General features: G+C 71.1%; 13 protein-coding genes. 8 read left to right on the top strand and 5 right to left on the bottom strand.

Going from position 1 to position 14,473, the window contains the following annotated elements; translation table 11 throughout:
• The first annotated feature begins 193 nt into the window (after nucleotides 1-193).
• The gene (serA, locus tag FDM97_RS27385) at nucleotides 194-1,783 is read left to right on the top strand and encodes a phosphoglycerate dehydrogenase (RefSeq protein ID WP_137993187.1); all 1,590 of its coding nucleotides are present in this window, start codon (nucleotides 194-196) and stop codon (nucleotides 1,781-1,783) included.
• Between the two features lie 99 nt (nucleotides 1,784-1,882).
• Nucleotides 1,883-2,464 (top strand): TetR/AcrR family transcriptional regulator, encoded by a 582-nt coding sequence (locus FDM97_RS27380; protein ID WP_137993186.1) that lies wholly within the window; start codon nucleotides 1,883-1,885, stop codon nucleotides 2,462-2,464.
• Here FDM97_RS27380 and FDM97_RS27375 read toward each other — a convergent pair.
• Together FDM97_RS27375 and FDM97_RS27370 are read right to left on the bottom strand one after the other, a co-directional pair.
• Nucleotides 2,436-3,428: an NAD(P)-dependent alcohol dehydrogenase gene (locus tag FDM97_RS27375; protein ID WP_137993185.1), complete on the bottom strand. Its 993-nt coding sequence runs from the start codon at nucleotides 3,426-3,428 to the stop codon at nucleotides 2,436-2,438. The genes FDM97_RS27380 and FDM97_RS27375 overlap by 29 nt on opposite strands.
• A 124-nt stretch (nucleotides 3,429-3,552) precedes the next feature.
• Nucleotides 3,553-4,893: a PucR family transcriptional regulator gene (locus tag FDM97_RS27370; RefSeq protein ID WP_137993184.1), complete on the bottom strand. Its 1,341-nt coding sequence runs from the start codon at nucleotides 4,891-4,893 to the stop codon at nucleotides 3,553-3,555.
• A gap of 193 nt (nucleotides 4,894-5,086) precedes the next feature.
• On the opposite strand from FDM97_RS27370, the gene FDM97_RS27365 reads away from it, so the two are divergent.
• The gene (locus FDM97_RS27365) at nucleotides 5,087-6,013 is read left to right on the top strand and encodes a proline dehydrogenase family protein (protein WP_137993183.1); all 927 of its coding nucleotides are present in this window, start codon (nucleotides 5,087-5,089) and stop codon (nucleotides 6,011-6,013) included.
• A 30-nt stretch (nucleotides 6,014-6,043) separates the two neighbouring features.
• Nucleotides 6,044-7,675, top strand: a complete 1,632-nt coding sequence (gene pruA, locus FDM97_RS27360) for an L-glutamate gamma-semialdehyde dehydrogenase (RefSeq protein WP_137993182.1) — start codon at nucleotides 6,044-6,046, stop codon at nucleotides 7,673-7,675.
• 73 nt (nucleotides 7,676-7,748) lie between these two features.
• On the opposite strand, the gene FDM97_RS27355 is transcribed toward pruA, so the two are convergent.
• The gene (locus FDM97_RS27355; protein WP_137995056.1) at nucleotides 7,749-8,651 is read right to left on the bottom strand and encodes an alpha/beta fold hydrolase; all 903 of its coding nucleotides are present in this window, start codon (nucleotides 8,649-8,651) and stop codon (nucleotides 7,749-7,751) included.
• An 87-nt stretch (nucleotides 8,652-8,738) separates the two neighbouring features.
• Here FDM97_RS27355 and FDM97_RS27350 point away from each other — a divergent pair, with 87 nt between their 5' ends.
• Nucleotides 8,739-9,308 (top strand): GNAT family N-acetyltransferase, encoded by a 570-nt coding sequence (locus FDM97_RS27350; protein ID WP_137993181.1) that lies wholly within the window; start codon nucleotides 8,739-8,741, stop codon nucleotides 9,306-9,308.
• A gap of 60 nt (nucleotides 9,309-9,368) precedes the next feature.
• Here the strand turns inward: FDM97_RS27350 and FDM97_RS27345 are convergent, their stop codons facing one another.
• Nucleotides 9,369-10,385: an MDR family NADP-dependent oxidoreductase gene (locus FDM97_RS27345; RefSeq protein WP_137993180.1), complete on the bottom strand. Its 1,017-nt coding sequence runs from the start codon at nucleotides 10,383-10,385 to the stop codon at nucleotides 9,369-9,371.
• 101 nt (nucleotides 10,386-10,486) lie between these two features.
• On the opposite strand from FDM97_RS27345, the gene FDM97_RS27340 reads away from it, so the two are divergent.
• Together FDM97_RS27340 and FDM97_RS36915 are read left to right on the top strand one after the other, a co-directional pair.
• The gene (locus FDM97_RS27340) at nucleotides 10,487-11,356 is read left to right on the top strand and encodes a LysR family transcriptional regulator (protein ID WP_137993179.1); all 870 of its coding nucleotides are present in this window, start codon (nucleotides 10,487-10,489) and stop codon (nucleotides 11,354-11,356) included.
• 205 nt (nucleotides 11,357-11,561) lie between these two features.
• Complete coding sequence (locus FDM97_RS36915) at nucleotides 11,562-11,696, top strand: hypothetical protein (RefSeq protein ID WP_284440302.1); 135 nt, start codon at nucleotides 11,562-11,564, stop codon at nucleotides 11,694-11,696.
• Here FDM97_RS36915 and FDM97_RS27335 read toward each other — a convergent pair.
• Nucleotides 11,690-13,276 carry a purple acid phosphatase family protein gene (locus tag FDM97_RS27335; RefSeq protein WP_217510269.1) on the bottom strand — a complete coding sequence of 529 codons (1,587 nt, stop codon included), beginning with the start codon at nucleotides 13,274-13,276 and terminating at the stop codon, nucleotides 11,690-11,692. The two genes, FDM97_RS36915 and FDM97_RS27335, sit on opposite strands and share 7 nt — an antisense overlap.
• A 140-nt stretch (nucleotides 13,277-13,416) precedes the next feature.
• Here FDM97_RS27335 and FDM97_RS27330 point away from each other — a divergent pair, with 140 nt between their 5' ends.
• Nucleotides 13,417-14,466 (top strand): 3-isopropylmalate dehydrogenase, encoded by a 1,050-nt coding sequence (locus FDM97_RS27330; RefSeq protein WP_137993178.1) that lies wholly within the window; start codon nucleotides 13,417-13,419, stop codon nucleotides 14,464-14,466.
• Nucleotides 14,467-14,473 lie beyond the last annotated feature (7 nt).

Here is a 14,473-nt window from a genome sequence, read left to right as displayed (position 1 = left end):
CCGTTGGACACCCCGTCCAACCACGGACGGGTGATCCTTCCAACGAGGCGCATGATGTGCGCCCCTGCCGCACTACACTGCTCAACAACATTCGCGTTCAGGCCCACAGCGTCGTGCGCTTTCACGCGGCAAGCCCCCTCCACCGCCTGCGGCCGTCGGGACGGCCGTCCGCACTGGATCTGTGAGGACTCACGTGAGCTCGAAACCCGTCGTACTCATCGCTGAAGAGCTGTCGCCCGCCACCGTCGACGCCCTGGGCCCGGACTTCGAGATCCGGCACTGCAACGGCGCCGACCGCGCCGAGCTGCTCCCCGCCATCGCCGACGTGGACGCGATCCTGGTCCGCTCCGCGACCAAGGTCGACGCGGAGGCCATCGCCGCCGCGAACAAGCTGCGGGTCGTCGCCCGCGCCGGTGTCGGTCTGGACAACGTCGACGTCTCCGCCGCCACCAAGGCCGGCGTGATGGTCGTCAACGCCCCGACCTCCAACATCGTCACCGCCGCCGAGCTCGCGTGCGGTCTGCTCGTCGCCACCGCGCGCAACATCCCGCAGGCCAACACCGCGCTGAAGAACGGCGAGTGGAAGCGCTCCAAGTACACGGGCGTCGAGCTGAGCGAGAAGACCCTCGGCGTCGTCGGCCTCGGCCGTATCGGCGTCCTGGTCGCCCAGCGCATGTCCGCCTTCGGCATGAAGATCGTCGCGTACGACCCCTACGTGCAGCCGGCCCGCGCCGCCCAGATGGGGGTGAAGCTGCTGGCCCTGGACGAGCTCCTGGAGGTCGCCGACTTCATCACCGTCCACCTGCCGAAGACCCCGGAGACCCTCGGTCTCATCGGCGACGAGGCGCTGCACAAGGTCAAGCCGAGCGTCCGGATCGTCAACGCCGCGCGCGGCGGGATCGTCGACGAGGCGGCGCTGTACTCGGCGCTGAAGGAGGGCCGGGTCGCCGGCGCCGGCCTCGACGTGTACGCGAAGGAGCCCTGCACGGACTCCCCGCTCTTCGAGCTCGACCAGGTCGTCTGCACCCCGCACCTCGGCGCGTCCACGGACGAGGCCCAGGAGAAGGCCGGTATCGCGGTCGCCCGCTCGGTGCGCCTCGCGCTCGCCGGCGAGCTGGTCCCGGACGCGGTGAACGTCCAGGGCGGCGTCATCGCCGAGGACGTCAAGCCGGGTCTGCCGCTCGCCGAGAAGCTCGGCCGGATCTTCACCGCGCTGGCGGGCGAGGTCGCGGCGCGTCTCGACGTCGAGGTGTACGGCGAGATCACCCAGCACGACGTGAAGGTGCTCGAACTTTCGGCGCTCAAGGGTGTGTTCGAGGACGTGGTCGACGAGACCGTGTCGTACGTCAACGCCCCGCTGTTCGCGCAGGAGCGCGGTGTCGAGGTCCGTCTGACCACGAGCAGCGAGTCGCCCGACTTCCGCAACGTGGTCACCGTGCGCGGCACGCTCGCGAACGGTGAGGAGGTCGCGGTCTCCGGCACGCTGGCCGGCCCCAAGCACCTCCAGAAGATCGTCGCCGTCGGCGATTTCGACATGGACGTCGCGCTCGCCGACCACATGGTGGTGCTGCGCTACGAGGACCGCCCGGGTGTCGTCGGCACGGTGGGCCGGATCCTCGGCGAGGCCGGTCTGAACATCGCGGGCATGCAGGTGGCGCGCGCGGAGGAGGGCGGCGAGGCGCTCGTCCTGCTCACCGTGGACGACACCGTTCCGACGGCGGTGCTCGCGGAGATCGCGGAGGAGATCGGCGCGACCTCGGCGCGCTCGGTCAACCTGGTCTGATCCCGGTACCGGGCATCCCGGTATCCCGGTTTCCTCCCTGTACCCGCTCGCTGTACGACCGTCTTACACGGACGTACAGAGGGCGGGTACGGTGCTGTCATGGGACACAAGGAAGACCTGCTCGACGGCGCCAAGCGCTGCCTCCTGGAGAAGGGCTACGCCCGCACCACGGCCCGCGACATCGTCGCCGCCTCGGGCACCAACCTGGCGTCCATCGGCTACCACTACGGCTCCAAGGACGCCCTGCTCCAGCAGGCGTTCCTCGCACTGACGGAGGAGTGGGGCCGGCAGGTCGGCCCGGCGGGGAGCGGCGAGGACAAGAAGGAGCTCCCGGCCGACCCGTACGCGCGCTTCCACACCGTCTGGGAGCAGGTCATCGCGGCGGCGGACACCAGCCGCCCGGTCTGGAAGCTCCAGACCGAGGTCGTCACCCGCCTCGACGACGACGAGACGCTCCGCGCGGCCATCAAGGAGCCCCAGCGGGAGGGCCGCCTCGGGATGGCGGAGGTCTTCCTGGGCCTCGACCCGGAGGCGGACCCGGAGAAGGCCCGGGTGGCAGGGCTGCTCTGCCAGGCCCTCGCGACCGGCGTGATGATCCAGTGGATGGTGGACCCGGAGACGGCCCCGACGGCGGACGACCTGACCGAGGGACTCAAGATCCTGATGGCGGAGGGGAACTGACGACGACCTTCGCGCGCGCGTGCTCGATCTCCACGTAGCGGATGGCCTCGGCCACCTCGCTCAACGGATAGGTCCGGTCGATCACCGGTGTGATGCTTCCGCTCTCGGCGAGGTCACGCAGGGCCGCGAGCTTCTCCCTGCCGGGGGAGGCCGAGAGCACGAGCAGCCGTTGGCGTACGAAGTGCGACAGCACCTGCCCCTTGAGGAGCAGCCCCATCGGCCCGACCAGACTGCCCCCTTCGAAGACGCCGCCGCCGGACAGGACGAGCGTCCCGGTGGGGGTGAGGGCGCGTCGGCACTCGGCCAGCGAACGGTTCCCCACCAGGTCGAACACGAGGTCGTGGCGCTCCGCGCCCGTGGCGAAGTCCTCCTGGGTGTAGTCGACGACATGGTCCGCGCCGAGCGAGCGGACCAGGTCCACGTTCCGCGTGCTGCACACACCGGTGACGTCCGCGCCGAGCGCCTTCGCGATCTGGACGGCGAAGGTCCCCACACCTCCTGACGCGCCGTTGATCAGCACCTTCTGTCCCGGGCGCACACGCCCCAGATCGCGCAGCCCCATGAGGGCGGTGGTGCCCGCCAGCGGTACGGCCGCCGCCTGCTCGTACGTCAGGTTGGCCGGTCTTCGCTCCACGACGTCCTCGGAGGCGCACATGTACTCCGCGAACGCTCCTTCGGCTTCACCGAACACCTCGTCACCGGGGCGCAGCCGCGTCACGCCCGCGCCCACCGCCTCCACCCGGCCCGCGAAGTCCGTACCGAGGATCTTCGCCTTCGGTCTGCGGACTCCGAGCACCAGACGTGCCAGATACGGGTCGCCACGCATCAGATGCCAGTCGCGCGCGTTGACCGACGCCGCGTGGACCCGTACGAGCACCTCGCGGTCCCCGGGCACGGGCGTCTCGATGTCCTTGAACTCCAGCACCTCGGCCGAGCCGTACCGGTCCTGAACGATCGCCTTCATGGGCCTCCCCCCAACTACCTACGACGGTAGGTGCACCAGATGCCCGGGGGTATCGGGGACGACCCCGAGAACATCCCCATGGACCCCCGAGAAAGAACCGGGGTGGGGACAGCCGCCAGGCTGACTACAACTTCGCCGCCTTGAGCGCCATGTGGAGCAGCAGCCGGTCCTCGCCCGCGTCGAGGTCGAGACCGGTGAGCTGTTCGACCCGGGAGAGGCGGTAGTACAGGGTCTGGCGGTGGATGCCCAGGGCCGCCGCCGTGCGGCCCGCCTGGCCCGCGTTGTCGAGGAACACCTCGGCGGTGCGGGCCAGTTCGGTGTGGGCGGGCGCGAGCAGGGCGCGGACCGCCGGGTCGGGGGCGGACAGGGGGAGGGTGGCGAGGAGACGGTACGGACCGATGGCCGACCACTCGGCGAGCGGGCCGAGCCCGGGCTGGGCCGTGGCCGCCCGGGCCGCGGCGGTGGCCTCGGCCCAGGCGGCGTCCAGGTCGGCGAGGCCGCGCCGGGGGTCGGCGACCCCGGTGACGGCGCCGTCGCCCGCGGTGCTCCGGAGCCGGCCACCCGCCGTCGTCGCCGGGGCCAGGTTGTCGGCGGACCGCAGCCGGACCAGCGCGGCGAGCGCGCGCGCCCCCTCGGCGGTGGAAGGCGCTCCGGCTCCGGCTCCGGCTCCGGCTCCGGCTCCGGCCCCGGCCCCGGCTCCGAGACCGCGGTCCGCCTCGCCGCCCACGGCGCCCGCGCCGTCGCCGACGTCCTGCGCCGCCCCCGCGGTCCGCCCCCCGCTCCGGCCCGCCGCCGTTCGCCGCGCCGGACCGCCCGCGGCCGCCGGCCGCGCCGGGACGCGCCACGGCACCGTGCACAGGGCCGAGGCGCCCGGGACCGTGCGGGCCGAGGGGGCGTCCTCGTCCGGCCAGGGGGACACGCACAGCACCGCGTGCAGGCCGTCCGCGTCGGGACCCAGCGTGTCGCGCAGGGCCGCGAGGGCCATGTCGTACTGCCAGCCGCGCTCGGCCGTCAGGGCCGCCCGCAGCTCGCGCGAGAGGTCGGCGCCCGCGCGCTCCTCGTCCGCCAGCAGGCCGCCGATCCGGGTCGCGGCCTCCATCGCCGCCGCCAGCTGGGCATGCGTCGGCCCCGGCTCGGCGTCCAGCAGCCAGACGTAGCCGAGGACGACGCCCCGATGCCGTACGGGAAGACAGATCCGGTCCCGGAAGACCCCCGCGTCGGGCGCCGCCGGGATCCGTACCGGGCCGGTCGCCCGGGTGATGCCGAAGCCCTCGAACCAGGAGCGGACCGCCGGGGTCGACTTCCGCGTCAGGATCGACCGCGTCCGGACCGGGTCCATGGCGCTGTCGTCGTCACTGTCGTGGGCCCCGAAGGCGATCAGCCCGAAATCCCGGTTCTCCAGCGTCGCCGGGGCGCCGAGCAGCGCCGAGATCTCGTCCACCAGTTCCTGGTAATCGCCCTTCACGGCGCCATTCTCGCACCGTTCACCGCGCCCTTCAGACATATGTATGAGATGCCGCCCACGGATGCGTGACAGCTGTCGATGGCAGACGATCGGAGCGATCCTTAGGTTTCACGGTGGTTCTCCGTGCTGTTCCCGATTCCTTACGAAAGATCGGGTACGGCACCCTTCGTCACCCCGTCCTCTGGAGGTCCCCGTGCTGGGTCCTGTGATCCTCGCCGCATCGCGCAGCGACAAGATGCGCCGTCTCGTGTCGGCCGCCCCCGGGACCAAGCAGGTCGTCGAACGGTTCATCGCCGGTGAGACGGTCGAGGACGTCATCCCGATCGTCAAGGACATCACCGGCCGCGGCCTGGAGGTCACCCTCGACGTCGTCGGCGAGGACATCACCACCGTCGAGCAGTCGTACGCCGCCCGGGACGCCTACCTGGAGCTCATCGGCCGCCTCAAGGAGCTGGGCCTCGGCGAGCGCGCCGAGATGTCCGTGAAGCTGTCCATGTTCGGCCAAGCGCTGGAAGGCGGACACGAGCTCGCCCTCGCCAACGTCCGCCCGGTCGTCGCGGCCGCCGCCGAGATCGGCACCACGGTCACCCTGGACGCCGAGGACCACACCACCCTCGACTCGATGTTCGCGATCCACGAGGAGCTGCGGAAGGACTTCCCGCAGACCGGCTGCGTCATCCAGGCGTACCTCTTCCGCACCGAGGACGACGCCCGCCGCCTCGCCGCCAACGGCTCCCGCGTCCGGATCGTGAAGGGCGCCTACAAGGAGCCCGCCTCCGTCGCCATCCAGGACAAGCCCGAGATCGACAAGGCGTACGTCCGGATCATGAAGATCCTCATGGAGGGCGAGGGCTACCCGATGATCGGGTCCCACGACCCGCGCCTGATCTCCATCGGCCAGGAGCTCGCCCGCCGTGCGGGGCGCAAGCTGGACGAGTACGAGTTCCAGATGCTGTACGGCATCCGCAGCGAGGAGCAGAACCGGCTGGCCGCCGAGGGGCACCGCATGCGCGTGTACACCGCCTACGGCACCGACTGGTACGGCTACTTCATGCGGCGCCTCGCGGAGAAGCCGGCCAACCTCCTCTTCTTCGCCCGCTCCATCCTCACCAAGGGCTGAGCCCACCCCTCAAAAGGAGTTACGAGACTCATGGACGCTGTGACCCAGGTCCCCGCTCCGGTCAACGAGCCGGTGCACAGCTACGCCCCCGGTTCCCCCGAGCGCGCCCGGCTGGAGGCCAAGCTCAAGGAGCTGGCCGAGAACCCGCGCGAGCTGCCGATGACCATCGGCGGCGTCAAGCGCATGGGCGGCGGCGAGCGCGTCGACGTCGTGCAGCCGCACAACCACAAGGCCGTCATCGGCACCTTCGCCGGCGCCACCCAGCAGGACGCCCAGGACGCCATCGACGCCGCCCTGGCCGCCGCCCCGGCCTGGCGCGCGATGTCCTTCGACGACCGCGCCGCGATCATCCTGCGCGCCGCCGAGCTGCTCGCCGGCCCCTGGCGCGAGACGCTGGCCGCCTCCACGATGCTCGGCCAGTCCAAGACCGCCCAGCAGGCCGAGATCGACACCCCGTGCGAGCTCGTCGACTTCTGGCGCTTCAACGTGGCGTACGCCCGCCAGATCCTCGCCGAGCAGCCGCCGGCGAACTCCCCGGGCGTGTGGAACCGACTGGACCACCGCCCGCTGGAGGGCTTCGTCTACGCGATCACGCCGTTCAACTTCACCGCCATCGCGGGCAACCTGCCCACCGCCCCCGCCCTCATGGGCAACGTGGTGATCTGGAAGCCGTCCCCGACCCAGACCCACTCCGCCGTGCTCCTCATGGAGCTCCTGGAGGAGGCCGGTCTGCCCAAGGGCGTCATCAACCTGGTGACGGGCGACGGCATCGCCGTCTCCGAGGTGGCCCTGAACCACCCCGACCTGGCCGGCATCCACTTCACCGGCTCGACCAAGACCTTCCAGCACCTGTGGAAGACGGTCGGCACCAACATCGAGACGTACCGCTCCTACCCGCGGATCGTCGGCGAGACGGGCGGCAAGGACTTCGTCGTCGCCCACCCGAGCGCCGACCGCGCCGTCCTGAAGACCGCGCTGACCCGCGGCTCCTTCGAGTTCCAGGGCCAGAAGTGCTCCGCGTCCTCGCGCGCGTACGTCCCGGCCTCCATCTGGAACTCGGGCTTCAAGGAGGAGTTCGCGGCCGAGGTCGACGGCATCAAGATGGGTGACGTCACCGACCTGTCGAACTTCATCGGCGCCGTGATCGACGACCGTTCCTTCGCCAAGAACAAGGCCGCGATCGACCGCGCGAAGGCCGACGAGACCTGCACGATCGTCGCCGGCGGCACGTACGACGACTCCGAGGGCTGGTTCGTCCGCCCGACCGTCATCGAGTGCACCGACCCGGAGAACGAGGTCTTCACGACCGAGTACTTCGGCCCGATCCTCGCCGTCCACGTCTACGAGGACGACAAGTACGAGGAGATGCTGGCGCAGATGGAGTCGGTGTCGGCGTACGCGCTGACCGGCTCGATCATCGCCGGTGACCGCGCCGCCGCGGCCGACGCGATGGAGAAGCTCCGCTACGCCGCGGGCAACTTCTACATCAACGACAAGTCGACCGGTGCCGTCGTCGGCCAGCAGCCCTTCGGCGGTGGCCGCGCCTCCGGTACGAACGACAAGGCCGGCGCCCCGCAGAACCTGATGCGCTGGACGCTGACCCGCGCCATCAAGGAGACGCTGGTCCCGCCGACCGAGTACGGCTACCCCCACATGGGCTGACGCCCCCGCCTCTGGCGAGGCCCCTGAACACCGCCCCCCTCCTGGGTCCCCCAACCGAGGACGGGGGCGGTTCTCATGCCCGGACGTTCCGTGCGAGGAAGTCCCCGATGAGCGAGGCGATCCGCGGCGCGTGCGTCTCCAGGGCGAAGTGGCCGGTCGGGAGCAGGTGGATCTCGGCGTCCGGGAGGTCGCGGCGGAAGGCTTCCGCGCCGGCCGGGACGAAGACCTCGTCGCCCTCGCCCCAGACCGCGAGGAGGGGGACCTGGGAGGTACGGAAGTACTCCTGGAAGGCGGGGTAGAGCGCGAAGTTGGAGCCGTAGTCGGCGATCAGGTCGAGCTGGATGCCGTCCTGGCCGTCCCGGGTCATCAGGGCGGCGTCGTGGTGCCAGGCGTCGGGGCTGAGCAGGTCCCGGTACGCGGCGGGGACGCCCGTCTCGTACTGCCACTTGATGCCGTCGAGGGAGCGGATCGCGCGGACGGGTTCCTCGGTCTCGGGTGTGCGGTCGGCGATCAGCGCGAGGACCGGGGCCCAGGCGTCGGCGCCGAGGCCCTCCTCGTACGCGTTGCCGTTCTGGGTGACGATCGCCGTGACGCGCTCGGGGTGGGCGAGGGCCAGGCGGAGGCCGATGGGGGCGCCGTAGTCCTGGATGTACAGGGCGAAACGGTCGATGCCCAGGGCTTCGGTGAACTCGACGGTGAGGGCGGCCAGTTCGGCGAAGGTGTAGTCGAAGTCCGCGGCCGAGGGTGCGTCGCTGCGGCCGAAGCCGAGGTGGTCGGGGGCGATCAGCCGGATGGGGGTACCCCCGCTCGGAGAGTGGGGGAGGTCGGCCAGCAGCGGGATCAGGTCGCGGAACATGTGCGAGCTGGTGGGGAAGCCGTGCAGCAGAAGCAGGACGGGGGCGTCGGCGGGGCCGGCCTCGCGGTAGAAGATCTCGTGCCCCCGGACGGTGGTGGTGCGGTGGTGGACCTGCTGCACAGGAGACACGTCTAACCCCTCAAGATGTCGTGACTGGTTACGAGGGCGAGTGAAGCAGCCTCGCCCTAACCTGTCAATAAATAATTGATGGTTAGGGTCGGCGAGGGGGAGACTGGAGGCGTGACCGTGACGACCGCAGCCACCCATGAACTCGGGACCGGACGTCTGCGCGCGATCAGGCGGATGCTCGACACCGCCTTCGACGGCGACTTCTCCGACGAGGACTGGGACCACGCCCTCGGCGGCGTCCACGCCTGCATCGAGGACGACCACGGCATCGCCGCCCACGGCAGCGTCGTCATGCGCCGCGTGCTGCACAACAGCCGTTCGTACCGCGTCGGTTACGTCGAAGGCGTCGGCGTCCGCGCCGACCGGCGGCGCCAGGGGCTCGCGGGGCTCGTCATGGCCGAGCTGGAGCGGGTGATCGACGGGGCGTACGCCTTCGGGGCGCTGTCCGCGTCGGACGAGGGGGCCGCGCTCTACCGGGCGCGCGGCTGGGAGCCGTGGAAGGGGCGGATCGAGGTGCTCGGCCCCGACGGGATCGTCCGTCTCCCCGACGAGGAGGGATCCACCTATCTGCGTCCGGCCGCGGGCGGCCCCCTGCCGGACCCCACCGCCGCGCTCGTCTTCGACTGGCGCGACGGCGACGTGCTCTGACCCGTCACGGGCCCCGCGCCCGGAAATCGGCCTCCACCAGGCCGGCCTCCTGCGGCCCGGCTAGTGCGGCCGGCCGGATCGGGCCACCAACATCTTCCCGATGTTCTCCCCGCGCAGCATCCCGAGGAACGCGTCCACGATGTGCGGGAAGCCGTCGACGACCGTCACGTCCAGGGGCAGCCGCCCGCTGCGCAGGTGCGGCACGGCGAAGTCGTACAACTCCGCCTGCGCGTCCCGGTGGTTGCTCACCAGGAACCCTTCGAGCCGGATGCTCTTCTCCACCAGGTCGAAGAGGTTGCGCGGAGCCGGCGGGGGAGTGGAGAGCGAGTGGTACTGCGCGACGGCGCCGACCCAGGCGATCCGGCCGTGCTCGCGCAGCGCGGCGATCGACGCCTCCAGATGGTCTCCGCCCACCCCGTCGAGCACGGCGTCCAGGCCGTCCGGGGCCGCCTTCGCGAGGAGCTCGGTCACCGGTCCTTCGTGGTAGTCGAAGGCCGCGTCGAGGCCGACCTCCTCGGTCAGGTAGGCGACCTTCCGTGCCGAGCCCGCGCTGCCGACGATCCGTCCGGCGCCCAGAAGCCGGGCGAAGCGGCCGGCCGCCGTGCCGACCCCGCCGGCCGCCGCCGAGACGAACAGGTCCTCGCCCGGCTGGAGCCGGGCGATCCGGGTCAGGCCGACGTACGCCGAAAGACCCGTGCCGCCGAGGACGCTCAGGTGCGCGGCGAGGGGCACGCCGTCGAAGTCCGGGACGGCGCGCACCTCGTCCGGGGCGACCACGGAGTGGGTGCGCCAGCCCTTGCGGTGCAGGACGAGGTCGCCGGGGGAGAGCTCGGGGGTACGGGAGTCCAGGACCCGGCCCAGGGTGCGGCCCTCCATGGGGGAGTTCAGCGTCCACAGGAAGTCCCCGTCCATCGCCTCGCGGTGGTACGGGTCCACGGACCACAGGAGGTTCTCGACGAGCGCGCTGCCGGGGGCCGGGTCGGGCACCGGGGCCTCGACGAAGGCGAAGTGGGCGGGGGTGGGGAAGCCCTCGGGGCGGGACGTCTGCTGGACGGTGATCATGGTGTCGTGCGTCATGGGGGAGACCGTAGGAAGGAATCCCACGGTCGGGCAGTAGGTTGCGTCGATGGAAGCGACCGATCCATGAACGTTCCTCATACTCCGAGGTGGGAGCCGCGATGACCGACCTTGCGCCGCACGAACTGCGCGTCCTGGTGGCCGTCGGGCGCGAGCGCGGCTTCTCGGCCGCCGCGAGCGCGCTCGGCATGACCCAGTCCGCCGTCTCCCACTCGGTGCGCACCAGTGAGCGCAAGCTCGGCGCCGTCCTCTTCGACCGGGGCAGGACCGGGGCCACGCCCACCGCGGCCGGGGAGCGGGCCCTCGCCCATGCCCGGCGGGTGCTGCGGCTGCTCGAGGTGATGGCGGCGGAGGTGCGGGGCGCGGAGAGCGGAACCGCCGCCGGGCCGCTGCGGATCGCCGCCTTCCGCAGCGCCGCGCTGCATCTGCTGCCGCGCGCCCTGGAACGGCTGGCCGCCCGCCATCCGGCCATCGTCCCGGAGGTGCGGATCGTACGGGAGGTGGGGCGCGGGACGGCCGGCGAGGTCCTCGACGGGCGGGCGGACCTCGGCATCGCGACGATCGGGACGACGTCCCCCGTACCCCCGCAGCTGGTCGGGGGCGTGCTCGTCGAGGAGGGGTACGCGCTGGTGCACCCGGCCGGGCACGCGGCGCCGCGCTCGCTGCCGCTCGTGGACTGGACGGAGAACTGCTCCTCCTACACGCGCGCGTGGTGGGCGGAGCAGGACTGGCTGCCGGCCGCGACCGTCGAGGCCGAGGACGACGGAGCGGTGCTCTCGATGGTGAGCAGTGGTTTCGGCATGGCCGTGATGCCGGAACTCTCCCTGGTCGGAGCACCGCCCTCGGTGCGGATCACCGATCTCGGTCCGGAGCGGCCGACGCGGACCGTCGGCTATGTCACCACCCCTGAGCTGGCACGATCCCTCGCCGTACGGGCCCTGATCCGCGAGCTGCGGGCCGGTGTGACCTGATCGCCGTCTCAGATAGTAGGAAGTCCGAGTAATTGTGGAGACAGATACGACGGCCTGTCCTAGCTTTGTAGAAGCCGAACGTCCCGCTTCATCGAGCGAAGGGCGGTCGAGAGCGCGACGCCCCTGTGCAGGCAACCCCTGCGGCCGCGCTCCCCGCCACCTCCGGCGCCTTCGATCACCGCTGATCTCAAGGAGTCGATCCCTCATGGCCGCTCAGACCGCACGTCGCGTCCGCCACTCCGCCACCCGCCCCAGCAGCGACGACGCCCGCAAGAACGCCGCCGCCGCCCTCCAGCGAGCCCTCGACCGCCGTGACAACGGCGGATCGACCGGTCACTGAGCCGAGCGCCGCACCTCGAAGTGGTCGATGCGCTCGCCGCTCTCGGCGAGCGCGGACACCTTCAGTACGGGTGACGCCCCGGCCACCGCCTCCACCGCGAGGAACGAGAAGCCGGTGTAGCGCACCCGCGACCACTCGACCACGTCCGGGTCCGGCAGCCGCAGCTTCGTCCAGTGGAACGTCAGGATGTGGTCGTGGTCGTGGACATGCCCCTCGTAGCTGTCCCGCACGCCGAGCCCGAAGCTGTACAGATCCTTGCCCGCGCCGCCGGCCGTGACGTACACGATGCCGTCGCGCGTCGGGTCGGTCGTGCCGCCGATCGGCACCGTCCTGCCCACCTCGCCGCCCTTGATCGCGTCGGTGCGCTCGTACACGTGGTTGTGCCCGTTGACCACCAGGTCCACCTGGTGCTTGGCGAACAGCGGTACCCACCAGTCGCGTACGCCGCCGTCCGAGGCGTGCGTGGAGGTCGAGTACGCGCAGTGGTGGAAGAAGACCACCACGAAGTCGATCTCCGGCCGCGCGCGCAGCTCGCCGAGCCGCCGGTCGAGCCAGGCCGTCTGGCGGCCCGCCGTGTAGCCCTTGTTGGCCTGGATCTCGTACGAGACGTCGTTGGCGTCGAGTGCGACGACCCCGACGTTGCCGTAGGTGAAGGAGTACACCCCGGGCGCCAGCGCCGGGTCCGGGCCGTTGCCGGGCAGTGACCAGCGGGCCGACTGGCCGCCGTAGCCGTTCGGCGAGTACCACGCCTCCATGTCGTGGTTGCCGGTCGTCACCATCCACGGCACCCGGGCCGCCACGCTCTCCGTCTGGGCCAGGAACTGGTCCCAGACACGGGCGTCGTACGTGTCCGACTCCTTGCCCTGCCCCGTGCTGTCCGCGTAGCAGATGTCGCCCGCGTGCAGGTGGAACGCCGGGTTCTGGCCGAGGATCAGCTGGTCGTTGGCGAGCGCGTGGTAGCTGACGCCCTGGTCGCCGAAGGCCGTGAAGACGAAGGTCTCGGGCGCCGCCGGAGCCGTACGGAACGAGCCGAGCGTGGACATCCGCTCGGGGGAGGCCGGGTCGAAGCCGTCGTGCCCCACGCCGTAGTAGTACGTCGTGCCCGGCTGGAGCCCGTCCAGGCCCGCGTGCAGATAGACCTGGTCGACGGCCGGCAGCTTGGTGGAGAGCGAGGGGGTGTGCAGCGCGCGCACCTCGGCCTCGATCTTCGCCCCGAGCTCCCAGGGGCGCAGCCCCACCCGGACGTACGGGCGCGTGACGGCGAAGGGCACCTGCCAGGAGATCCGCATCTGGGTCTTCGGATCCGCGCCGAAGGCGAGATGGCGGCCGAACGGGGCGACCAGCGAGCCGTCCACGGTGGCGGTGGCGGAGGCCGTGACCAGGGTGGGGGAGGCCTTCACGGCAGCCGCGGCGGGACTCCCGGCCAGCACGCCGGTCCCGGCCGCGGCGGCGGTCGCGACGGAGCCGGCGAGTATCCGACGGCGCGTCAACTTCGCGCGCAGATACTCGTGTTGCTCGGGCATGGACATACGGCGGGCGAGGGCTTCGGGGATCCCGAAGCGTGGGGTGTCCTCAGTCATGGCGGGCAACTTGCCAGTAACTTACGGCCTCACGCCAGACGCGGGATGAACGAAATTCAAAGAAATCGTCGACGCGTTCACGTCCGTCCGTATGGTGGACAACGCGTGTCAGGCACTGGGACGAGGAGTAGGGTGCCGACATGTCTCACAGCATCAATCTCGCAGTCATTCCCGGCGACGGCATCGGCCAGGAGGTCGTGGCCCAGGGCCTCAAGGTCCTCGCGGCCGCGCTCCCGCAGGATGTGAAGCTGGAGACCAAGGAGTACGACTTCGGCGCCAAGCGCTACCACGCGACCGGTGAGACCCTCACCGACGCCGACGTCCAGGCCCTCAAGCAGCACGACGCCATCCTGCTCGGCGCGATCGGCGATCCCTCGGTCCCGTCCGGCGTGCTTGAGCGCGGCTTCCTGCTGAAGCTCCGCTTCCTCTTCGACCACCACGTCAACCTGCGTCCCTCGAAGCTGCTCCCCGGCGTGTCGACCCCGCTCAAGGGCCAGCCCGAGATCGACTTCATCGTGGTCCGCGAGGGCACCGAGGGCCCGTACACCGGCAACGGCGGCTCGATCCGCACCGGCACCCCGCACGAGGTCGCCACCGAGGTCTCCGTCAACACGGCCTTCGGCGTCGAGCGCGTGGTCCGCGACGCGTTCGCCCGCGCCCAGGCCCGCCCCCGCAAGAAGCTGACGCTGGTCCACAAGAACAACGTCCTGGCGTACGCGGGGCACCTCTGGACCAACATCTTCAACAAGGTGGCCGAGGAGTTCCCCGAGGTCACCACCGACTACCTGCACGTGGACGCGGCGACGATCTTCCTCGTCACGCAGCCCGAGCGGTTCGACGTGATCGTCACCGACAACCTCTTCGGTGACATCATCACCGACCTCGCCGCGGCCGTCTCCGGCGGCATCGGTGTCGCCGCCTCCGGCAACATCAACCCGAGCGGCGAGTTCCCGTCCATGTTCGAGCCCGTCCACGGCTCCGCGCCGGACATCGCGGGCCAGGGCAAGGCCGACCCGACGGCCACCGTTCTCTCCGTCGCGCTCCTGCTGCGCCACCTCGGCTACGAGAACGAGGCGGCCCGCATCGAGGCCGCCGTCGCCGCCGACCTCACGGAGCGCGGAGACGCCAAGAACGCGGTCCGTACGACGGACGAGATCGGCGACGCGCTCGCCGTACGAGTAGCGAGCTGACCCGTCG

It is taken from the genome of Streptomyces vilmorinianum, from assembly GCF_005517195.1.
GTDB classification, from domain to species: domain Bacteria; phylum Actinomycetota; class Actinomycetes; order Streptomycetales; family Streptomycetaceae; genus Streptomyces; species Streptomyces vilmorinianum.
The sequence above is the reverse complement of the archived record's forward strand: the minus strand, read 5'-3'. Positions and strand labels throughout refer to the sequence as shown.

What these genes read in the sequence shown, in the direction of transcription:
- FDM97_RS27380 (WP_137993186.1), top strand. Translation starts at nt 1,883, where the DNA reads ATGGGACACAAGGAAGACCTGCTCGACGGCGCCAAGCGCTGCCTCCTG.
- FDM97_RS27375 (WP_137993185.1), bottom strand. Translation starts at nt 3,428, where the DNA reads ATGAAGGCGATCGTTCAGGACCGGTACGGCTCGGCCGAGGTGCTGGAG.
- pruA (WP_137993182.1), top strand. Translation starts at nt 6,044, where the DNA reads ATGGACGCTGTGACCCAGGTCCCCGCTCCGGTCAACGAGCCGGTGCAC.
- FDM97_RS27350 (WP_137993181.1), top strand. Translation starts at nt 8,739, where the DNA reads ATGGTTAGGGTCGGCGAGGGGGAGACTGGAGGCGTGACCGTGACGACC.
- FDM97_RS27345 (WP_137993180.1), bottom strand. Translation starts at nt 10,385, where the DNA reads ATGACGCACGACACCATGATCACCGTCCAGCAGACGTCCCGCCCCGAG.
- FDM97_RS27340 (WP_137993179.1), top strand. Translation starts at nt 10,487, where the DNA reads ATGACCGACCTTGCGCCGCACGAACTGCGCGTCCTGGTGGCCGTCGGG.
- FDM97_RS36915 (WP_284440302.1), top strand. Translation starts at nt 11,562, where the DNA reads ATGGCCGCTCAGACCGCACGTCGCGTCCGCCACTCCGCCACCCGCCCC.
- FDM97_RS27335 (WP_217510269.1), bottom strand. Translation starts at nt 13,276, where the DNA reads ATGACTGAGGACACCCCACGCTTCGGGATCCCCGAAGCCCTCGCCCGC.
- FDM97_RS27330 (WP_137993178.1), top strand. Translation starts at nt 13,417, where the DNA reads ATGTCTCACAGCATCAATCTCGCAGTCATTCCCGGCGACGGCATCGGC.